Source organism: Sphingomonas paludis, from assembly GCF_053502515.1.
Map to the genome: position 1 here is coordinate 1,063,893 of NZ_CP187558.1, position 19,628 is coordinate 1,083,520.

Here is a 19,628-nt window from a genome sequence, read left to right on the forward strand (position 1 = left end):
GGTAAAATCGACGGATTTGCTTTGACAGGCCGGGGGCAAGCCGCCTTACTGCGCGCCCGGCCTATGGGCCGTGATTCCAATTTCCAGAGTATTAGTTCTCGAGAACAGGGACCCACAGGACAATGAACAAGCAAGAGCTGATTGGACAGGTTGCCGAGCAATCCGGGCTGAGCAAGAGCGACGCGAGCAGCGCCGTCGAAGCGGTGTTCGATTCGATTTCGGCTGCGCTCAAGAAGGGCGACGAAGTGCGCCTGGTCGGTTTCGGCACGTTTTCGGTCAGCAAGCGCAAGGCGTCGACCGGCCGCAACCCGCGCACCGGCGAGGAAATGACCATCAAGGCGTCGAACCAGCCCAAGTTCAAGGCCGGCAAGGGCCTGAAGGACGCGGTCAACTGATTCAATTCCCCGTCGCTGGCCGACGGGGCTGGACAAGCCGGGACGCGCACCCTAATGGGCCGCTTCCCGGCGGTTTCCTTACCGCCAGAACCATGGTTTCCATGGGCGCGTAGCTCAGCGGTAGAGCACACCCTTCACACGGGTGGGGTCACAGGTTCAATCCCTGTCGCGCCCACCATATCATCCAGCGGCCCGCCGATCGATACGATCGGCGGGCCGTTTGCGTTGGTTTCCGCTGCATCGCCAGCCGCCGTGGATAGATAACGGAAGGGTGACGCATTGTCATCGATCCGTCACTTGCGCGTCATGCAACTGACCCGAAAACCCAATCTTGTTGTCATCGAAGGCCCCTAGCGGTTCGCCAGCGGTCGACAGGGGGATGTCCGAGTCGATCAGGGGCAAATCGGCCCCATCCAGCAACCGGAACGACCCGACGGGAGATGTTATGCGAAATCTGCAACGCCTTGGCCTGATCATGATGACTGGCACCGCCGCCGCCGCGCTGTCGGCCTGCGACGGCGCAACCAGCGTCGCTTCGCCCGGCGAAGGCGTGATCGTGGTGCCCGCGCCGACGCCGGCACCCGCTCCTTCGCCCAGCCCGTCGCCTTCTCCCTCGCCGACGCCGACCGGCGGCCCGGCCGCATCGTGCCCGACCGGCACGACCAGCGTGGGCACGATCGGCAATTTCCGCAGCTGCCGCCTGCCGTCGCTGGTCACCAACCTGACGCTGCCGCGCCTGCCGGGCGTTGCCTATGAAATGAACGGCCGCGTCGATGTGGGCGTCGATCGCGGCGGCGCCGGCACGGCCGGTCAGGCGGGCAATCTGACGATCGAGCCGGGCGTGATCGTCTATGCCAACACCACCAACGCCGACAACGACCTGCTGGTCGTCAACCGCGGCTCGACCATCACGGCCGAGGGCACGGAAACGGCGCCGATCATCTTCACCGCGCAGCAGAACCTGACCGGCAACGTCACCGACGAATCGCAGGGCCTGTGGGGCGGCATCATCCTGGCCGGACGCGCGCCCATTTCGAACTGCAACCTGCAGGGCGTGACCGGCGGCAGCGCGAACTGCGAAGCCGTGGTCGAGGGCACCGGCAACGCGCTTTACGGCGGCGCCACCCCCGGCGACAGCTCGGGCGTGATGCGCTATGTCCAGGTCCGTTATTCGGGCACCGTCATCAGCCCGAACAACGAACTTCAGGGCATCACCACCGGCGGCGTCGGTTCGGGCACGCGCCTGGAGTATATCCAGATCCACAACAGCTCGGACGACGGCATCGAAATCTTCGGCGGCACGCATAACGGACGCTACTGGGTCATCACCGGTGCGGACGACGACAGCATCGACACGGATGTGGGTTGGAAGGGCTTCCTGCAGTTCATGATCGCGTCGCAGCGGCCGAACAACACCCAGACCGATACCTACATGATGGAAATCGATTCCAACAACAACGAGGACGCGCTCCCGCGTCAGTTCGGCCGGATCGCCAACTTCACCTTCATCCACCGGTCGACCGGTGTGAACGCGGCGCTGCGCCTGCGCGGCGGTGCCGACTTCACCTTCGTGAACGGCATCATCACCAGCACGCTGCCCTGCCTGAACATCGTGGCCGGTACCGATGCGAATGGCGGCAAGTCCACCATCCGCGCGGCGAACGCGGCGCTGGACGAACAGGGTCCGCCGGTGTTCAACTCGATGTACTTCGCCTGCTCGGCGCTGTCGGCTGAAACCGCCCAGAACAGCATTACCGTCACCAATGCCGAACAGGCGGCGATCGTTGCCGCCGGCACCAACAATGTGACCAACGGCACGGCCGCCGCAGCGCTGAACGGCTTCGTGGCCGGAACCGGCGCGGCTGCGGTGACGGCGTTCAACGCCGCCTCGCTCAACCCGTCGGGCACGTCGTTCCTGGTCAGCACCAACTATATCGGTGCCGTCTCGGGTGCGAACGACAACTGGTATCGCGGCTGGACCTGCAATTCCAACCGCGGCGATTTCGGCACGACCAGCGCCGCCTGCACGACCGTGCCCGGCCTGTAAGCGACGGGAATGATGATCCTGGCGGGAACGGCAAAGGGGGCCGTTCCCGCCAGATCATTCCTGCGATCAAAAGCTCCCAAGCCGGAACGACACGACCATGATGAACAAACTCGCCTTTGGCAGCCTGCTGCTCTTGACCTCGACGCTCGTCGCGCCCGCCGCCATCGCGCGTGAGGTCGAAGGCTTTGGCCTGCGTCCCCAGGATATTCCCGCCAAGCCGCCGGTAGAGGTGGAATCGGGCGATCCCCAGGATACCGTCGGCGAACAGGATCTGCCTGAGGAGGATGTCGAGATTTCCGCACCCGGCGCGGGCGGCAATGTCGAGGACATCGTGGTCGTCGGCCGTTTCATCCCCAACGTCGTCCGCTCGACGCCGCAGGTCGTCTCTGTCCTGTCGCAGGCGGATATCGCCCGCACGGGCGAGGGCGACATCGCCGGGGCGCTCCAGCGCGTGACCGGCCTCAGCGTCGTCGGCAACGGGTTCGTGTTCGTGCGCGGGCTCGGCGACCGCTATTCCTCGTCGCTGCTCAACGGCCTGCCGCTGCCCAGCCCGGAACCGCTGCGCCGCGTCGTGCCGCTGGACATCTTTCCGACCAATGTCGTTGCATCGGCGCTGGTGCAAAAGAGTTTCTCCGTCAATTACCCCGGCGAATTCGGCGGTGGCGCGATCAACCTGACCACTCAGGCGGTGCCCAAGGAAAGCTTTATCCAGGTCGGTGGCTCGGTCGGGTTCGATACGGTTTCGACCAGCGAGCTTGGCTATGTCTATGACGGCGGCTCGGCCGATGTGTTCGGCTATGACGACGGCACGCGCGACGTGCCGGGCTTCATTCGCGAAGCCGGCCAGGCCAATGCCGGTCTGTCGCCCAGCCAGGCCGCACAGCTGACCAATGCCGAAACCACATTGCTTCAGGAAAACGAGCATATTCCCGCCAACTGGTCGGGCGATATCAGCCTTGGTACTTCGGTCGATGTCAGTGACACGGTGCGCGTCGGCCTGATTGCGGGCGGCGGCATTTCGAACACCTTCCGCACCCGGTCGGCCGAACAACAGGTTTCCAACTCGGCCGATGGCGGATTGACCAGCGATTTCACGACGGTCACCACGGACAACCGTATCCTCGTCAACGGCCTGCTTGGCCTGGGCGCGGAAGTAGGCGAGCACCGGTTCCGGTTCACCAATGTCTATATCCACGACACCCTGAAACAGGGCATTCTGGGCGCGGGTGACCTCGACAATCTGGGTATTCCCGGCCCGTTCGCGCCGCTGCCGACCTATATCGAGCAATATACCAATTGGTTCGAACGCCAGCTGTTCACCAGCCAGTTCGTCGGCGAGCTGGATTTCGACAAGCTGCAGATCGATTTCCGCGGTGCCTATGCCAATACCAAGCGCAAGGCGCCATATGAGCGGTTCTTCCGCTATGAATATACCAACGCGCTCGGCATCAACGATTACATCAATTCGTTGGGCGGCACGACGCAGAACGCCCAGATCGCGTTCAGCGACCTGAACGAGGATCTGTGGGCGGGCGGCATCGATTTCAGCTACGAACTCGGGTTCGACCGCCCGGTCACCCTGTCGGCGGGCTATGCCTATACCGACACCAACCGGTCGGCGAGCCGTTATCAGTTCCGCTATGTCGGGCCGAACAATGCGACGCTTCCGATCGAGGTGGCTCAGCTTCGCCCCGATTTCCTGCTGTCGGATGCCATCATCGGCCTGTACGGGATCAACCTTCAGAACATCTCCGGATCGGGTGCCAATGCTGCGCCCGCCTATGAGGCGGGTCTGGAAATCCATGCCGGTTATGGGCAGGTCGAGGCTGAACTGGCCGACGGGCTGCGCGCTACCATTGGAGTGCGGTACGAGGACGCGACCGAGGTCGTGGCGCTCATCACCACGACCGGTGTCCAGCCGGGCACCAATCTGGCGAACAGCTATTGGCTGCCCGCCGCAACCATCACCTGGAATTTCACCGACGACATGCAGCTGCGCCTGCACGGGTCAAAGACGATCGCCCGTCCGCAGTTCCGCGAACTGGCGCCGCAGATCTATGTCGACTTCGATTCGAACCGCCAGTATTTCGGCAACCCGAACCTGCAGGATTCCGAACTGTTCAACGCCGAGGCGCGCTATGAATGGTTTTTCGGTCGCGATCAGCGGCTGACGGCGGCGGGTTTCTTCAAGCGGATCGACAATCCGATCGAAACCATCGCCGTGCTTGCCCCGGGCAGCAGCTCGTTCTTCACCGGCTTCTCGAATGCGCCCAAGGCCAATCTCTATGGCGGCGAAATCGAGCTTCAGAAATATTTCCCGATCGACAGCCTGTGGACCGGCGCGCGCATCCTTGCGATCGCCAACTACACCTACACCAAGTCGGAACTGCTGGTCGGTGACGAGATGGTCTCCAGCCCGATCTTCGGCGCGCCGGCGGTTGGTGCCAACCTGTTGTTCCAGGATGGCGCACCGCTGATCGGCCAGTCGAACCACCTGATCAACGGCCAGTTGGGCATCGAAAATCAGGACAGCCGGACCCAGGCGACGCTGCTGGTCAATTACGCGACCGACCGCGTGGCCAGCCGTGGCCCGGTAGTCGACGGCCTGCGGCTGCCGGATATCGTCGAACGGCCGGGCGTGCGGCTGGATTTCGTGGTGCGTCAGGGCATCGCGTTCGGCGAAGGCAAGGTGGTCGAACTGAAGTTCGAAGGCCGCAACCTGACGGGCACGCGGTTTCAGGAGTTTCAGAGCTTTCCCGACGATGTGCGGGTCGACACCAACACCTTCAATCTGGGCCGTGTCTTTACGCTGAGCGCCAGCGTCCGGTTGTAACCCGCTTCGCCAACGGGATCGAAATGCATGACCGGCATCGGGTTCCACCCGGTGCCGGATTTGCATGAACGGGGCGGGGGTCGGGCCGTCCGGCTATCCCCAGGCTCGTTCCCTGAACCATTTGGTCAGGACATATTTGGTGCCCGCCCGCACCTTCATCCCGTGGTGCAGCGTCGACGGGTTCGGACGGCCATCGGCGCGCAGGTTGTTCCACGCCAGCAGCTTGCCCGTTTCCGGCTGGACGATCTTGTCGATCGCCTTGAACCGGGTCGCCCCGCCGGCATCGGGTTCGTTCAGATAGATCATGACCGTCCAAGTGCGGTTGCCCGCCACCGAGCAATAGCGGTCGAAATCGACGCCGGTCGGCTCGAAATAGTCGGTATGGGCCTTGAACTCCTGGCCCACCGCATAACGCTGGCCCTGAAGCGGTTCGCCATGAGCGGGATCGATGCCGCACAGGGCCGCGATCCGCCGTTCCACCTCGATCACCTCCGGCGCGTCGCTGGCCAGGTCGCAGGTCTCGCTGGTGCGGAACGCGGCGTCGCCGATATCGTCGCTGATCGTCGATGGCCGCCGGTCCCGGTCGATCATGGCCATCAGCGCGTGGCACAGGGCGGGGTTCAGGAAGGCACGGTGGAGGAACAGGTCCAGCTTGGGGCTGGGCACTTTCTGGATGCCCGGCTGCGCCAGGATCCGGGCGATGACCGGGGCGGGCGGATAGCCCGAACCGGTGGTCGGCAATGCGGGGTTGGACGTCATGGCAACCGGACCATGGCAAAGCATCGTGCCGAGCGAAAGCCCCCGCCAGGATCGGGCCCAGCGGGATTGTCGCCATAAAAATGCAAGAAAACCGCAACATCGCGGGCGTAGCGCAGGGCGAGGGTCGGGGGGCTTTTGCGCGCGATGACGATCATCACCGGAACGATCGGGTCGGCACCGGTGGATGCGGGCGATGGCCTGCGCACCGTGCAGCGCCCGGACCTGCCGCCCGCCCCGGTGTCGGGCGAACCCGTTCTTTCGCACCCCGCCCAGCAGTCGGCGCTGGACCGGCTGATCGTCCGGCGCTCCGGTCTGGTGCTGGTGGCGGGCCTGCGCGGCAGTCGCCGGTCGCAGACGCTGCGGATGCTGGCCGACAGATTTGCCGCCGCCGCTGCGGTCGGCACACGGGCCGAAGCCGCGACCGACCCCGTCCTGATCGACCGGATCCAGGATCGGCGCAGCGCCGATTTGGCCGTGCAGAACGCGCTGGACGACCGGGTCGTGCTCGCATCCATCGAGGCCGCCGGGGCGCTTGCCGCGATCGAGGCGATGCGCGCGATGCGTCAGGACGATTTCGCCATCGCATCGACCCTGCGGCTGGCAATCGGTCAGCAATCGGTCGAACGGCTGTGCACCGGCTGTCGCCGGCCGGTACAGGCGTCCAGCAGCATCTCTGCGCTGCTCGGCTTTGATCTGGGCGCGGTCGTTCATGAAGCGCCGGGATGCCCGCGATGCAGCGACCGGGGCACCGACGGCCTGATGACCGTGCACGAACTGATCGAGGTCGATTACCCCCTGCGCCGCCTGATCAACGGCGGCGGCGATACGGCGATTCTGGCGCGGCATGCGTTCGTCCGGATGCCGACCATGGGGTCGATTGCCCGATCCCTTGCCCGCAGCGGCACGATTTCCGCGAAGGAAGCGGTGCGGGTATCGCGCGGCGAACCGCTGGTTTCTTCACCCGCCGACTGATATGCTTGACCATCGCAGGCAAGTGCCGCTAAGCGCGCGGCTTCGCGGCGACCGTAGTTCAATTGGTTAGAGCGCCGGCTTGTGATGCCGGAAGTTGCGGGTTCAAGTCCCGTCGGTCGCCCCACTGCCTTTTGCGGCGGACGGACGGTCCGCCCGGTCCGGAAAGAATCCTGCATGCTGACCGATTGGGGCTTTCCCGATTTCGACGATCATGAGGCGCTGCACCTGGTTACCGACCGGGAAAGCGGCCTGTCTGCCGTAATCGCCGTACATTCGACCGTGCGCGGCCCGGCGGCGGGCGGCGTCCGCTTCTGGCATTATGCCGATCCGCAGGCGGCGATCACCGATGCGCTGCGGCTGTCGCGCGGCATGAGCTACAAGAACGCCATGGCCGACCTGCCGATGGGCGGGGGCAAGGGCGTCATCCTGGCCGATTCGGCGCGCACCAAGACACCCGCCATGCTGGCCGCATTCGGGCGCGCCATCGAATCGCTGGGCGGACAGTATGTCACCGCCGAGGATGTGGGCATGAGCGAAGCCGACATGCAGGCGATCGCCGCCCAGACGCGGCATGTCAGCGGCCTGCCGGTGGGCAGCGGCGCGGCAGGCGGCGATCCCGGCCCCACCACGGCACACGGTGTCTATCTGGGCATTCGCGCGGCAGCTCGCCGGGCGCTGGGCACCGACGACATGCACGGTATCCGCGTTGCGGTGCAGGGCGTGGGCAGTGTCGGCGGCGGGGTTGCCCGCAAGCTGGCGGCGGACGGTGCGGACCTGATCCTGGCCGATGTCGATACCGGCCGGGCGGAATCGCTGGCGGCGGAGCTGGGCGCTCGTACCGTGCCGACCGGGACGATCCTGTCGGTCGAGGCGGACATTGTCAGCCCCAATGCGCTGGGCGCGGTTCTGACGGCCGACACCATCGCGGCCCTGAAATGCAGGGCGGTAGCCGGCGGCGCGAACAACCAGCTGGCCACGCGCGAGGATGGCCGCCGCCTGTTCGAGCGCGGCATCCTGTATGCCCCGGATTACGTCATCAACGCCGGCGGCATCATCAATGTGGCGCTGGAATATCTGGGCCAGGGCGACCGGGCCGAGGTCGAGGCCCGCGTGGCGCGCATTCCGCACCGGCTGGCGGAAGTCTGGGACGAAAGCGCGGCATCGGGCACCCCGGAGGCCGAGGTGGCGGACCGGATGGCCCGGCGGCTGATCGGGCGCGGCGATCCCCCCTGATCGGGCTGGACGAAAGCCGGTGTAGCAACCGGGTGCGTTTGCGTATATCTGCTGGTCCAACGTTATGCATGCGCTTGCAAATCCCGCCCGTTTCCTTCGGATCGCCCGGCCGCTGACGCCGGTCCTGTTCTGGGTCGGCATTACGTTGATCCTGACGGGTGCGGCGGCCGGGCTGTTCCTGACGCCGCCCGATTACCTGCAGGGTGAAACGGTCCGCATCCTCTATATCCACGTGCCATCGGCTTGGCTGGGCATGGGCGGCTGGACCGGGATTGCCGTGTCCAGCCTGTGTTATCTGATCTGGCGGCACCCGCTGGCCGCGCTGTCGGCGCGGGCCGTTGCCGCTCCGGGCGCGCTGTTCGCGGCTTTGTGCCTGATTACCGGCGCGATCTGGGGGCGGCCGACCTGGGGCACCTGGTGGGAATGGGACGGCCGCCTGACCTCGATGCTGATCCTGTTCTTCGTCTATCTCGGCTGGATGGCGCTTGAGCGGGGCGATGCGGATCGAGGCGGGGACGGGCGCATTCCAGCCCTGTTCGGCGTGGCTGGATCGGTGCTGCTCCCGGTGATCAAATATTCGGTCACCTGGTGGAACACGCTGCACCAACCTGCCAGCATCACGCTGACCCGCAACAGCATCGACAATGCGATCCTGTGGCCGCTCTGGCTGACCGTGCTCGGCTTTTCGCTATGGTTCGGCGCGATCGTGCTGATCCGGATGCGGACCTTTCTGGCCGAAGCGCGGGTCGAGGCGCGGATGCGGCGGATGGCGGCGGCATGAACCCCTGGCCATTCGTCATTGCCGCCTATGTCATGGTCGGCTTGGGCGTGCTGGCGGTGTCGCTGATCGGCTGGCGGGCGATGCGCCGGGCCGAGCGCGCATCGGATGCGATGAAGGGCGGGCGATGAAGGCAAAGCATCAGCGGCTGGCCCTGGCCGCATTGGCGCTGGTCGCGCTGATGGGGGCAAGCGCCTTGGCATTGTCCGGCCTTCAGGAAGAAGCGGCGTTCTTCTATGCTCCCGCCGATGCCGCGGCCCGTCCGCCGGAGCCGGGCCGCGCGGTCCGGCTGGGCGGGATGGTCGAGGCCGGATCGATCCAGCGCCAGCCGGACGGGGTGACCATCCGGTTCAACGTCACCGATGGCAAGGCCCGCGTGCCCGTGACGTTCAGCGGCATCGCCCCTGATTTGTTCAAGGAGGGATCGGGCGTGGTTGCCGAGGGCAGTTTCACGCGCGACGGCGGTTTTGCCGCGACCAATCTGCTCGCCAAGCATGACGAGCGGTATATGCCGCCGGAAATGGCAAACCAGGCTGCGGCCAAGGCAAAGACCCAGGAAACGCTGACCCAATGATCGCCGAACTCGGTCTGGCCGCGCTCTGGCTGGCGGCGGCGCTTGCGCTGTTCCAACTCGGGGCTGCGGCGGGCGGCCTGTGGCTGTCGGCGCGGGGACGCGAAGCCATTGCCGGTCAGTTCCATGCGGCGGTCGGGCCGGTGGCCGTGCTTCAGGGCGTGCTTGCCGCGATCAGCTTTGCGACCCTCGTCTGGCTGTTCGTCGTCACTGACCTGTCGGTGCTGATCGTCGCGCAGAACAGCCACACCGCCAAGCCGATGCTGTACAAGATCGCCGGCGCCTGGGGCAATCACGAAGGATCGATGCTGCTCTGGGTCACCGTGCTGGCAGTGGCGGGCGGTGCCATTGCGCTGGTCGAACGGCGGCTGAGCCAGGCGATGTTTACCGCGACCCTGGGGGCGCAAGCCGCGATCGCGCTGGGTTTCTATGCCTTTATCCTGATCGCATCCAATGCCTTTGCCAGGCTCAATCCCGCCGCGCCGGAGGGGTTGGGATTGAACCCGCTGCTTCAGGATCCCGGCCTCGCCTTTCATCCGCCGACCCTTTATTTCGGGTATGTCGGCCTGTCGGTCGCCTTTTCCTTTGCCATCGGTGCGCTGGTCGTGCGCGAGGTCGGCCCGACCTTTGCCAAGGCGATGCGCCCCTGGGTGCTGATCGCCTGGATCTTCCTGACCATCGGCATCACGGCGGGCAGCTATTGGGCCTATTACGAACTGGGCTGGGGCGGCTGGTGGTTCTGGGATCCGGTGGAAAATGCGTCGCTGATGCCGTGGCTGGCGGCGACCGCGCTACTCCATTCGGTCAATGTGCTGGCGGCGCGCGACGGCCTCAGGTCCTGGACGATCATGCTGGCGGTCGTTGCCTTTTCCATGTCGATGCTCGGCACGTTCCTGGTGCGGTCCGGCATCCTGACCAGCGTTCATGCCTTTGCCGTCGATCCGGAACGGGGCAGTTTCATCCTGGTCCTGCTGGGCCTGTATATCGGCGGGGCGCTGGCCCTGTTCGCGCTGCGCATCGGCAGCGTGCGCCAGGGGGCCACGTTTGAACTGCTCAGCCGCGAGGGCGGGCTGGTGCTCAACAACCTGTTGCTGTCGGTCATTCTGGGCGTGGTGCTGATCGGGACGCTGTATCCGATCGCCGCGGCTGCGATGGGCACGCAATTGTCGGTCGGGCCGCCCTTTTTCAACAAGGCGACCGCGCCCATCGCCCTGGTGCTGATGGCTGGCATGGCGATCGGGCCGATGCTGCGCTGGCGGCGCGACACCCGGGAGCGGGCGACGGGCAAGCTGTTCGCGCCGGCACTGGCCACCTGTGCCACCGCCGCCGCGTTCTGGGTGCTCGCCCCGCAGGCGGGCTGGGCGGCGCTGGCGGGGCTGGCGTTGGCGGCGGGCCTGGCGGTCGGCAGCGTCCAGCCCCTGATCGTGCCGAACTGGCGGCGGCTGCCCCTGGCGACGGTCGGCATGGCGGTCGCGCATCTGGGCATCGCGGTCAGCGTGGTCGGCATGGCGAGCGAGGGCGCGTTCACCCAGGAAAAGCTGGTCGCGGCATCGCCCGGCGACCGGATGTCGGTCGGGCCGTTCACGGTTGCCTTTGACGGGGTTCAGCCGGTCGTCGGGCGCAACTGGTCGGCGGTCGAGGCCAAGCTGACCGTGCGGCGTGGAGAGGATGGCGCGCCCTTTGTCCTGCGCCCGCAGCAGCGTTATTTTGCCGATCCCCCCACCGAAACCGCCGAAGCGGCGATCAGCACCCAGTGGGACGGCCAGCTTTACGCCGTCATCGGCAAGGACGACGGTTCGGGCCGTGCGCCGATCCGGCTGTGGTGGAAGCCGTGGGTCACGCTGATCTGGGGCGGCGGCGGGCTGATCGCGCTGGGCGGGGCGTTGGCATTGATTGGCCGGGTGGTGCGTGAACGGCGACAGGGCGTCCGCCGCCAGCGGGAGGCGCTGGCATGAAACGGGCGTTGATCTGGTTGCCGCTGGCCGGTTTTGCGGCGCTGGTTTTGTTGTTCGTGTTCGGGTTGAAGCGCGATCCTCAGTCCATCGTTACCTCCCGGCTGGTCGGCAAGCCGGTGCCGGAACTGGCACTGCCCCCGCTGGTGCCGGGCAAGCCGGGGCTGGACCGGCCCGTGCCCGGCCCGCGGCTGGTGAACGTCTTTGCCAGCTGGTGCATCCCCTGTGCCGCAGAGGCGCCGCAGCTGTTGGCGCTGAAGCAGCGCGGCGTCGCCATCGATGCGGTGGCGGTGCGCGATACGGCTACCGACGCCGCTGCGTTCCTTGCCGATTATGGCGACCCCTATCGCGCGATCGGCGACGACAGGGAAAGCCGGTTCCAGCTGTCGCTCGGCTCGGCCGGCGTGCCCGAAACCTTTGTGGTGGATTCCGCAGGCATCATCCGCGCCCAGCATATCGGCCCGATCCGCGACGAACATATTCCGGCACTGCTCGCCGCGCTGGAGCAGGCGCGGTGAGGATGCAGGGACCAATCCTGACGGCGATATGCGCCGCGATGCTGGCCATGACGGGCGCAGCCCCCCTTGCCGCGCAATCGGACCAGCCCCAGGCCAAGATGGCCAATACCCAGCTGACCGATCCGGCAAAGGAAGCCGAGGCAAAGGCGCTGATGAACACGCTGCGCTGTCTGGTGTGCCAGGGCCAGTCGATCGCCGACAGCGACGCCGACATGGCGGGCGACATGCGTGCGCTGGTCCGGCAACGCATTGCGGCCGGGGAGAGTGCGGATGACGTGCGCGACTGGCTGATCGAGCGCTATGGCGATTATGTCAGCTATGACCCGCCGATCAGCGCGGCGACCGCGCCGCTGTGGATCGCGCCGTTGATCCTGCTGGCGATCGGCGTTGCGGTGGCGGCGAACAGTTTCCGGCGGCGTAGGCCATGATGGGCTTTGCGATCCTTGCCGGGTTGATCCTGGTCGTCGCAGTTGTGCTGTGGCGTGCCGGCCTGTCCGGCGGCGTGCTCCGCTTCGTGCTGGCTGCGTTGATGCTGGGGGCGGCGGGCTATGCCCTGCAGGGCAGGCCCAGCCTGGGGGGCAGCCCCACCGATACCCGTCGCACGATCCGTCCGATGGACCCCGATCTGCTGGCGCTGCGCCGGTCGCTGTTCGGGCAGTTCGTGTTTTCGGACGGCTATTTCATCGCGTCGGACGCGATGCTGCGCGCGGGCAAGACCGAGGCGGGGGTCAAGGTGATGCTGGGCGCGCTGCAACAGGCACCGACCGATCCGGCGCTGTGGACCGGGCTTGCGCTGGCGTTGCAGGAACATGACAGCAATGCCCTGTCGCCGCCCGTTCGCCGGGCGCTGGCCCAGGCCGCCCGGCTTGGTCCCGACCGGGCGGGCGTATGGTTCTATATCGGCCTGGCGCATGTGCGGGCGGGCGATTTCGTCACGGCCAGGCGGTACTGGGCGCGGGCCGCCCGGCTCGCACGGCCGGGCAGTTCGGCCAGCCAGGCGATCATGACCCGGCTCGTCCTGCTGGATCAGGTGCTGGCGTCCGATCCGCAGCAACCCCGGGGCGCGGGCGGGCCGGCACGGTGATCGGCGTCGCCCGGCCCGGCCAAGCTCCCTATTTCCAGGCGACGAACGGCAGGTCCAGCGCCTCTGCCACGGCCTGATGCCGGATCTGGCCACCGGACACGTTCAGCCCAGCGGCCAGATGCGGGTCGGCGCGCATCGCTGCCTCTGCGCCGTGATCGGCCAGCTTCAGGACAAAGGGCAAGGTGGCGTTATTGAGCGCAAAGGTGCTGGTCCGCGCCACTGCGCCCGGCATGTTGGCGACGCAGTAATGAATGACGCCGTCCACCTCGAACACCGGATCGTCATGCGTCGTCGCCTTCGACGTTTCGAAGCAACCGCCCTGATCGATCGCGATGTCGACCAGCACGCTGCCGCGCTTCATCGTCTTCAACATCTCGCGCGTCACCAGCTTGGGGGCGGCGGCACCAGGCACCAGCACCGCGCCGATCACCAGATGCGCGTTCTTCACCGCCGACGCGATGGCGGCCTTGCTGGCATAGGCGGTCTTGATCTGGCTGCCGAAATGCATGTCCAGTTCGGCCAGCCGGTCGTTGTTGATGTCATAGATGGTCACGTCGGCGCGCAGGCCGGTGGCCATCTGCGCTGCGTTGATGCCCGAAACACCGCCCCCCAGAATGGCGACGCGCGCCGGGGCGACGCCGGGCACGCCGCCCAGCAGCACACCGCGACCGCCCTGTTCCTTTTCCAGATAATGCGCGCCGACCTGCACCGACATTCGGCCGGCCACCTCGCTCATCGGCTTCAACAGCGGCAGCGACCGGTTGGCGCTGGTCACCGTTTCATAGGCGATGCAGGTTGCGCCCGACGCGATCAGCCCCTCTGCCTGCGGCTTGTCGGCGGCAAGGTGGAGATAGGTGAACAGCGTGTGCCGTGCCTCCAGCAGCGCGATTTCGGACGGTTGCGGTTCCTTGACCTTCACGATCATGTCGCTGCCGGCGAATACGGCCGCGGCATCATCGACGATGGTGGCCCCCGCCGCGCGGTAATCGGCGTCGGAAAAATCGATGCCGTCGCCCGCCCCGGTCTGGACCAGCACCGAATGGCCGCGCGCGACCAGTTCGGTGACGCCCGGCGGCGTCAGGCCGACCCGATATTCGTGGTTCTTGATCTCCTTGGGCACGCCGATGCGCATGGGGGTTTCCTTCTGCCAATGGTCTGATCCGCTTGTAGCACCGCTGGCAGCACCATTTCGCGTTCAATCGCCGGTATCCGCTTGAACGATTCTTGCCCGTACCCGGCGTTCGAAAAGCGTGCCGTTGCGCACCCCGCAATCCTGAGTCGGACTGTTGTGACCCTTTGCTGCGCGTGCTAACGGCGGGCCGTGTCAAACGGCGGGAACACCGGGCCAGATGCCTAGGATCATGTCCACAGGGACGGAATGCGCGCGCCCGTGACGGACAATGCCGCCGCCGAAACGACAGCCGATGGTCGGGCCGAACATGGCCACGGCCCGTCCCAAGGCTTGCTCAAGCTCAGCCTTGGCGCCGTCGGCATCGTGTTCGGCGATATCGGGACGAGCCCGATCTATGCTTTCCGCGAAACCTTTGCCGGCCATCATCCGCTGGCGGTGGACGAAGCGCACATCCTGGGCGTGCTCAGCCTGATCTTCTGGTCGATGATGATCGTGGTGACGATCAAATATGTGTCGGTCATCATGCGCGCCGACAACAAGGGAGAGGGCGGCAGCCTGGCGCTGCTGGCATTGATCAACCGCCAGTCGGGCGGGGGCAAACGCTGGACCGGGCCGATCGTCATGCTGGGCGTGTTCGCCACCGCGCTGTTCTATGGCGACAGCATGATCACCCCGGCCATGTCCGTCCTGTCGGCATCCGAAGGGTTGACCACGGTCGATCCGCGGTTCGGGCCATGGGTGCTGCCGATTTCCGTTGGAATCCTGGTCGGCCTGTTCGCCATCCAGGCACGCGGCACCGCAAAGGTCGGGCAGTTGTTCGGCCCGATCATGGTGGTCTATTTCCTGACGCTGGCGGTACTGGGCATCATTCACATCGCCACGGACCCGACGATCCTGTTCGCGCTCAACCCATGGTACGCAGTGCAGTTCTTTGCCATCGACTTCGGCTCGGCGTTCCTGGCCTTGGGGTCGGTGGTGTTGGCGGTTACCGGGGCAGAGGCGCTCTATGCCGATATGGGGCATTTCGGGCGCAACCCGATCCGCGTGTCGTGGCTGTTCTTCGTCCTGCCGGGCCTGATGCTCAATTATCTGGGGCAAGGCGCCATGATCCTGTCGCTGGACCCGCTGGCGGCGCAGGAGGCGATCCGCAACCCCTTCTTCCTGCTGGCTGACGAGCCGTTCCGCCTGCCGCTCGTCATCCTGGCGATGATGGCGACGATCATTGCCAGCCAGGCAGTTATTTCGGGCGCGTTCAGCCTGACGCAACAGGCGATCCAGCTCGGCTTCATCCCGCGCCTGCGCATCACCCACACCTCGGCCAGCGCGCAGGGACAAATCTATATCCCCGTCATCAACTGGGCCCTGATGGTGATGGTGATCCTGTTGGTGCTGACCTTCCAGTCGTCCAGCAACCTGGCCGCGGCCTATGGCATCGCGGTGACCGGCGCCATGTTCATCGACAGCTGCCTGCTGGTCGTCGTGTTGTTCAACCTGTGGCGGTGGAACAAGCTGTTCGCGGGCGGGGCGCTGGCGCTATTCTTCCTGGTCGATACCGCCTATCTGACCGCGAACCTGACCAAGGTACCGGACGGGGGCTGGTTCCCGCTGCTCGTCGGCTTGGTCGTCTTCACCCTGCTGACCACTTGGGCAAAGGGGCGCAAGCTGATGATCGAGCGGCTGCGCCAGAGTGCCATGCCGATCCAGGTGTTCATCCAGTCGGCGGCCAACAGTGCGGCGCGCGTGCCCGGCACGGCGGTGTTCATGACATCGTCCCCCGACGGGGTGCCCCATGCGCTGCTCCACAACCTGAAGCACAACAAGGTGCTGCACGACCGCGTCATCCTGTTGACCGTCAAGATTTCGGACGAGCCCTATATTCCCGATCAGCGGCGCGCCGACCTGATCGACCTGGGCCAGGGGTTCCACCGCCTGGTGCTGCGCTATGGCTTCATGCAGGAGGCCGATGTGCCCGCCGCGCTGAAACAGGTGCGCGAGTGCGGCTCGGCCTTCAAGATGATGGACACCAGCTTCTTCCTGGCCCGCCAGACCCTGTTGCCGTCGGCCAATCCCGGCATGGCGCTGTGGCGCGAAAAGCTGTTCGCCTGGATGCTGCGCAACGCCGAAAGCGCGATGGAGTTTTTCCGGCTGCCCACCAACCGCGTGGTCGAATTGGGCAGCCAGGTCGAGATTTGACCGACGCCGCTGGCCCCCCGCCGGGCGCGCCGGTCATCGTGACCGCCCTGTTCTCGGCAGAGGATTTCGCGCTGCTCGATGGCCTGCGCCGTGCCCATTTTCCGCCCGAACGCAACCAGTTGTCGGCGCATCTGACGCTGTTTCATCATTTGCCGCCTGCGATTCTGCCCGAACTGCGTCAGCGGCTGACCGCAGCGACCCGTGGGGTTCAGCCGCCACCGGCCCGGCTGTCCGGGGTGATGTCGCTTGGCGGGGGCACGGCGCTGCGCGTGGACAGCCCGGCACTGGCCGCGATCCGGGGCGACCTGGCCGACGCCTTCGCCGGTCTGCTGACGCCGCAGGATCGCAACGGGTGGCGCCCGCATGTGACGATCCAGAACAAGGTGTCGGCGGCCGATGCCCGCGCCTTGCGCGACAGCATGGCGGCGACGTTTTGTCCGCGTCCGCTGGCGATCGCCGGGCTTGCCTGCTGGTTCTATCGCGGTGGGCCGTGGGAGGCGATATCGCGGCACATGTTCGCTTGACCGCCGCGCCCGCCCGCACTAAGTCGCCGCTTCGCCCGGTACGGGCGGCCCTGAACGGGGCGGAGTAGCTCAGTTGGTTAGAGCACGGGAATCATAATCCTGGGGTCGGGGGTTCAAGTCCCTCCTCCGCTACCATCGCCCCCCCCACCGGGGGCAGCGGGTATCAGGCCCGCGGCCGGTATCGGCAACCATCCATCACATTGCGGGAGCCGGATCATGAAACTCTGTCGCTATGGCCCGCGCGGGGCGGAACGGCCGGGCATGATCGATGCGGCGGGCCAGCTGCGCGATCTGTCGGCCCATCTGCCCGACATCCGGGTCGAGCATCTGGCCGGGCTGTCGGTCGACCCTGACACGCTGCCGCCGGTGCCCGGCGATCCGCGCTTCGGCGTGCCGTTGTCCGGCATTGGCAAGATCGTCGCCATCGGCCTGAATTACGCGGATCATGCGATCGAATCGGGCATGCCGATTCCCGCCGAACCGATGATGTTCATGAAATCAATATCGGCGCTGACCGGTCCGAACGACGAGGTCATGTTGCCGCGCGGATCGACCCATGCCGATTGGGAGGTCGAGCTTGCCGTCGTGATCGGGCGGACGTGCCGCTATGTCGATGCAGCCGACGCGCTGGGCCATGTCGCCGGCTACACCATCGCCAACGACGTGTCCGAGCGGTTCAATCAGAAACAGCGCGGCAGCCAATGGTCGAAGGGCAAGGGGCATGACAGCTTCTGCCCGCTCGGGCCCTGGCTGGTGACCCCCGACGAAGTGCCCGATCCGCAGGTGCTGGACCTGTTTCTCGACCTGAACGGCGAGCGGGCACAGACCGGCAACACGCGGACGATGATCTTTGGCGTGGCCCAGGTCATCGCCTATGTCAGCGAATATATCACCCTGTATCCCGGCGACGTGCTCATCACCGGAACGCCGCCCGGCGTAGGGGAGGGGCGCAAGCCCGAACCCCGGTTCCTGCGGCCGGGTGACGAGATGCGGCTGGGCATCGCCGGCCTTGGCGAACAGCGCCAGCGCGTGGTCGAATGGCGCCACCTGGGGGATGCCCGGCTCGGCTGACCTGCCGGGCCATCGCCTCGTCAGGCCAGCCAGCCGCCAGTGAATCCGGCGCGGGTCAGCCCGCGGCGGATATGCGGGTTCTTTTTCATCGTTTCCCAGACCAGACCGGTGCGATGGTTTTCGATCATCGCCACGATCGGTCCCTGATCGATGCCCAGATAATCCTTGTCCACCCACCCGGTGCCCAGGCGCAGCTCGCCGTGGCGGAACGGTTCCGGCGGCCGCCGGGTGATGCTGGGGTTGAACGCGTCGAGGAAGCCGTATTTGTCGTACACCTGCGCGCCGTACCGGAAATACATGGCCTGGACGGTGGGCTCGATGATTTCGGGTGCAAAAGGAATGGAGCCGAGCAGCGCGGTGGGTGCCAGCGTGCCGTCGTCGCGCTCGCCCGGGCCGCGCGCCGAATAGCTGAAATATTGCCGCTCCTGCCCGCCCACCGGCATCTTGAAATCACCCGGCCCGTCGCATGCCGTCAGGCCCCAGCAATCGGCGCCATAACCTGCCCAGCCGCCCGGATTTTCGATGGCATAGGCGCGCTGGGCATAGGTGGCGCGGCGGCTGTTCTCGAAGTAGTCGATGCCCTTGGCAGCCATGTATCGGTCCTGGATGCCGCGGAAATCCACCCAGACATGGCTGTACTGATGGCCGAACATCGGCGCGAAATGCAGATGCGGCTCGCCCCAGCGGCTCGACCAGCTCGGCTCGAACCGCTCGGACCACGCCTCCCATGTCCCGTCCGCCAGCGGGTGCGTCGGCGATCCGAGGCCGAGGATGTAGAGGATCATCCCTTCGTTGTAGATATCCCAGTCGGAGCGGATGAAGCCGCTTTCCGGGTGCCAGCCCATCGATACGAGCGGCGCGCGCGGCGTGATCCACGGCCATTCGACTGCGCGATAGAGCTGTTCGGCAAGGTCGCGGATGCGCGCTTCCACCGGGTCGGCCGGATCGTCGAACCAGCTTTGCGCGAACAGCGCGCCTGCCAGCAGGAGCGCGGTGTCGATGGTCGACAGCTCCGACAGCGAAAAGCGATAGCCGCGGGTCGAGCCGAGAAAGTGGTAGAAGAAACCCTTATACCCCGACATGCCGCGCGGGGCGTCGCCCATCGGCGCATCGGCCAGGAATTGCAGCGTGGTCACCGTCCGCTGCGCCGCTGCCTGCCGCGTCACCCAGCCATGGCTGGCGCCGATGGGATAGGCGGTCAGCGCAAAGCCGATGGCGGCGATGGAGACGAAGGACGGGGTGGGCCAGCGATCCGGGGCCATGCCGGTCGCTTCGTCGGTGACTTCCCAGAAATAGCGAAACGCTCGCCGCTGAATATCGTCGATCAGCGGGCTGACGTCGCTGTCCAGCGCCGGCCGGTCGTTCAGGACGGTCCAGCCATCGACCGCGATCGGGCCTTGCGGTCCCGACTGAACCGCACGCGGGGCGCACCCCGCCATCAGCCCGGCCAGTCCCAGACCGGCCGTGCCCACGAACTTGCGTCGATCGAACAATCTATCTCTCCAGATGGGGTGGCCGCGGCGGAGCTAAGTGGGGGGAGGGCGCTCCGCCGCGACCGGCAAGGCT

18 protein-coding genes and 3 tRNA genes are annotated in these 19,628 nt (G+C 66.2%); 18 read left to right on the top strand and 3 right to left on the bottom strand.

Annotation, left to right across the window (positions count from 1 at the left end; all coding sequences use genetic code 11):
- The first annotated feature begins 122 nt into the window (after nucleotides 1-122).
- The 4 genes from ACPVPU_RS05135 (at nucleotide 123) to ACPVPU_RS05150 (ending at nucleotide 5,275) form a co-directional block, all read left to right on the top strand.
- Nucleotides 123-395, top strand: coding sequence for an HU family DNA-binding protein (locus ACPVPU_RS05135; protein ID WP_448659898.1), 273 nt, complete (start codon nucleotides 123-125; stop codon nucleotides 393-395).
- Between the two features lie 103 nt (nucleotides 396-498).
- Nucleotides 499-573 (top strand) — tRNA-Val (locus ACPVPU_RS05140).
- Between the two features lie 297 nt (nucleotides 574-870).
- Entirely contained in the window at nucleotides 871-2,442 is a 1,572-nt protein-coding gene (locus ACPVPU_RS05145) for a hypothetical protein (RefSeq protein WP_448659899.1), read from the top strand.
- A 97-nt stretch (nucleotides 2,443-2,539) separates the two neighbouring features.
- Complete coding sequence (locus ACPVPU_RS05150) at nucleotides 2,540-5,275, top strand: TonB-dependent receptor domain-containing protein (RefSeq protein WP_448659900.1); 2,736 nt, start codon at nucleotides 2,540-2,542, stop codon at nucleotides 5,273-5,275.
- A gap of 93 nt (nucleotides 5,276-5,368) precedes the next feature.
- Here the strand turns inward: ACPVPU_RS05150 and ACPVPU_RS05155 are convergent, their stop codons facing one another.
- Entirely contained in the window at nucleotides 5,369-6,034 is a 666-nt protein-coding gene (locus ACPVPU_RS05155; RefSeq protein ID WP_448659901.1) for a prolyl hydroxylase family protein, read from the bottom strand.
- Nucleotides 6,035-6,178: 144 nt separating this feature from the next.
- Between ACPVPU_RS05155 and ACPVPU_RS05160 the strand changes: the two genes are divergently transcribed.
- From ACPVPU_RS05160 to ACPVPU_RS05205, 10 genes are all read left to right on the top strand, one after another.
- The gene (locus tag ACPVPU_RS05160) at nucleotides 6,179-7,006 is read left to right on the top strand and encodes an ATPase, T2SS/T4P/T4SS family (protein WP_448659902.1); all 828 of its coding nucleotides are present in this window, start codon (nucleotides 6,179-6,181) and stop codon (nucleotides 7,004-7,006) included.
- 47 nt (nucleotides 7,007-7,053) lie between these two features.
- Nucleotides 7,054-7,130 (top strand) — tRNA-His (locus ACPVPU_RS05165).
- 50 nt (nucleotides 7,131-7,180) lie between these two features.
- Nucleotides 7,181-8,239, top strand: coding sequence for a Glu/Leu/Phe/Val family dehydrogenase (locus ACPVPU_RS05170; RefSeq protein ID WP_448659903.1), 1,059 nt, complete (start codon nucleotides 7,181-7,183; stop codon nucleotides 8,237-8,239).
- 64 nt (nucleotides 8,240-8,303) lie between these two features.
- Nucleotides 8,304-9,020: a heme ABC transporter permease CcmC gene (gene ccmC / locus ACPVPU_RS05175; RefSeq protein ID WP_448659904.1), complete on the top strand. Its 717-nt coding sequence runs from the start codon at nucleotides 8,304-8,306 to the stop codon at nucleotides 9,018-9,020.
- Nucleotides 9,017-9,148 (top strand): hypothetical protein, encoded by a 132-nt coding sequence (locus tag ACPVPU_RS05180; protein ID WP_448659905.1) that lies wholly within the window; start codon nucleotides 9,017-9,019, stop codon nucleotides 9,146-9,148. Before ccmC ends, ACPVPU_RS05180 begins: the two co-directional genes overlap by 4 nt.
- Entirely contained in the window at nucleotides 9,145-9,591 is a 447-nt protein-coding gene (gene ccmE, locus ACPVPU_RS05185; RefSeq protein WP_448659906.1) for a cytochrome c maturation protein CcmE, read from the top strand. The genes ACPVPU_RS05180 and ccmE overlap by 4 nt, the downstream gene beginning before the upstream one ends.
- Nucleotides 9,588-11,543: a heme lyase CcmF/NrfE family subunit gene (locus ACPVPU_RS05190; RefSeq protein ID WP_448659907.1), complete on the top strand. Its 1,956-nt coding sequence runs from the start codon at nucleotides 9,588-9,590 to the stop codon at nucleotides 11,541-11,543. The genes ccmE and ACPVPU_RS05190 overlap by 4 nt, the downstream gene beginning before the upstream one ends.
- The gene (locus tag ACPVPU_RS05195; protein ID WP_448659908.1) at nucleotides 11,540-12,058 is read left to right on the top strand and encodes a redoxin family protein; all 519 of its coding nucleotides are present in this window, start codon (nucleotides 11,540-11,542) and stop codon (nucleotides 12,056-12,058) included. Before ACPVPU_RS05190 ends, ACPVPU_RS05195 begins: the two co-directional genes overlap by 4 nt.
- 2 nt (nucleotides 12,059-12,060) lie before the next feature.
- A complete protein-coding gene (locus ACPVPU_RS05200) occupies nucleotides 12,061-12,486 on the top strand; it encodes a cytochrome c-type biogenesis protein (RefSeq protein WP_448659909.1) in 426 nt (141 codons plus the stop codon).
- Nucleotides 12,483-13,142 (top strand): hypothetical protein, encoded by a 660-nt coding sequence (locus tag ACPVPU_RS05205; RefSeq protein ID WP_448659910.1) that lies wholly within the window; start codon nucleotides 12,483-12,485, stop codon nucleotides 13,140-13,142. The genes ACPVPU_RS05200 and ACPVPU_RS05205 overlap by 4 nt, the downstream gene beginning before the upstream one ends.
- A 28-nt stretch (nucleotides 13,143-13,170) precedes the next feature.
- Here ACPVPU_RS05205 and ald read toward each other — a convergent pair whose 3' ends face one another.
- Nucleotides 13,171-14,274 (bottom strand): alanine dehydrogenase, encoded by a 1,104-nt coding sequence (ald, locus tag ACPVPU_RS05210; protein WP_448659911.1) that lies wholly within the window; start codon nucleotides 14,272-14,274, stop codon nucleotides 13,171-13,173.
- Between the two features lie 258 nt (nucleotides 14,275-14,532).
- On the opposite strand from ald, the gene ACPVPU_RS05215 reads away from it, so the two are divergent.
- The 4 genes from ACPVPU_RS05215 to ACPVPU_RS05230 all read left to right on the top strand — a co-directional run bounded on the left by ACPVPU_RS05215 (nucleotide 14,533) and on the right by ACPVPU_RS05230 (nucleotide 18,062).
- The gene (locus ACPVPU_RS05215) at nucleotides 14,533-16,467 is read left to right on the top strand and encodes a potassium transporter Kup (protein WP_448660423.1); all 1,935 of its coding nucleotides are present in this window, start codon (nucleotides 14,533-14,535) and stop codon (nucleotides 16,465-16,467) included.
- Nucleotides 16,464-16,991: a 2'-5' RNA ligase family protein gene (locus ACPVPU_RS05220; RefSeq protein ID WP_448659912.1), complete on the top strand. Its 528-nt coding sequence runs from the start codon at nucleotides 16,464-16,466 to the stop codon at nucleotides 16,989-16,991. The genes ACPVPU_RS05215 and ACPVPU_RS05220 overlap by 4 nt, the downstream gene beginning before the upstream one ends.
- A gap of 58 nt (nucleotides 16,992-17,049) precedes the next feature.
- Nucleotides 17,050-17,126, top strand: a tRNA-Met gene (locus ACPVPU_RS05225).
- An 81-nt stretch (nucleotides 17,127-17,207) separates the two neighbouring features.
- Nucleotides 17,208-18,062 carry a fumarylacetoacetate hydrolase family protein gene (locus ACPVPU_RS05230; protein WP_448659913.1) on the top strand — a complete coding sequence of 285 codons (855 nt, stop codon included), beginning with the start codon at nucleotides 17,208-17,210 and terminating at the stop codon, nucleotides 18,060-18,062.
- Nucleotides 18,063-18,082: 20 nt separating this feature from the next.
- On the opposite strand, the gene ACPVPU_RS05235 is transcribed toward ACPVPU_RS05230, so the two are convergent.
- Nucleotides 18,083-19,555 (bottom strand): glucoamylase family protein, encoded by a 1,473-nt coding sequence (locus tag ACPVPU_RS05235; RefSeq protein WP_448659914.1) that lies wholly within the window; start codon nucleotides 19,553-19,555, stop codon nucleotides 18,083-18,085.
- Nucleotides 19,556-19,628 lie beyond the last annotated feature (73 nt).

Bases quoted from the DNA above. Each gene is read 5' to 3' on its own strand.
- ACPVPU_RS05200 (WP_448659909.1), top strand. From the start codon at position 12,061: ATGCAGGGACCAATCCTGACGGCGATATGCGCCGCGATGCTGGCCATG.
- ACPVPU_RS05160 (WP_448659902.1), top strand. From the start codon at position 6,179: ATGACGATCATCACCGGAACGATCGGGTCGGCACCGGTGGATGCGGGC.
- ACPVPU_RS05135 (WP_448659898.1), top strand. From the start codon at position 123: ATGAACAAGCAAGAGCTGATTGGACAGGTTGCCGAGCAATCCGGGCTG.
- ACPVPU_RS05195 (WP_448659908.1), top strand. From the start codon at position 11,540: ATGAAACGGGCGTTGATCTGGTTGCCGCTGGCCGGTTTTGCGGCGCTG.
- ald (WP_448659911.1), bottom strand. From the start codon at position 14,274: ATGCGCATCGGCGTGCCCAAGGAGATCAAGAACCACGAATATCGGGTC.
- ccmE (WP_448659906.1), top strand. From the start codon at position 9,145: ATGAAGGCAAAGCATCAGCGGCTGGCCCTGGCCGCATTGGCGCTGGTC.
- ccmC (WP_448659904.1), top strand. From the start codon at position 8,304: ATGCATGCGCTTGCAAATCCCGCCCGTTTCCTTCGGATCGCCCGGCCG.
- ACPVPU_RS05205 (WP_448659910.1), top strand. From the start codon at position 12,483: ATGATGGGCTTTGCGATCCTTGCCGGGTTGATCCTGGTCGTCGCAGTT.
- ACPVPU_RS05150 (WP_448659900.1), top strand. From the start codon at position 2,540: ATGATGAACAAACTCGCCTTTGGCAGCCTGCTGCTCTTGACCTCGACG.
- ACPVPU_RS05170 (WP_448659903.1), top strand. From the start codon at position 7,181: ATGCTGACCGATTGGGGCTTTCCCGATTTCGACGATCATGAGGCGCTG.
- ACPVPU_RS05230 (WP_448659913.1), top strand. From the start codon at position 17,208: ATGAAACTCTGTCGCTATGGCCCGCGCGGGGCGGAACGGCCGGGCATG.
- ACPVPU_RS05155 (WP_448659901.1), bottom strand. From the start codon at position 6,034: ATGACGTCCAACCCCGCATTGCCGACCACCGGTTCGGGCTATCCGCCC.
- ACPVPU_RS05145 (WP_448659899.1), top strand. From the start codon at position 871: ATGATGACTGGCACCGCCGCCGCCGCGCTGTCGGCCTGCGACGGCGCA.
- ACPVPU_RS05180 (WP_448659905.1), top strand. From the start codon at position 9,017: ATGAACCCCTGGCCATTCGTCATTGCCGCCTATGTCATGGTCGGCTTG.
- ACPVPU_RS05190 (WP_448659907.1), top strand. From the start codon at position 9,588: ATGATCGCCGAACTCGGTCTGGCCGCGCTCTGGCTGGCGGCGGCGCTT.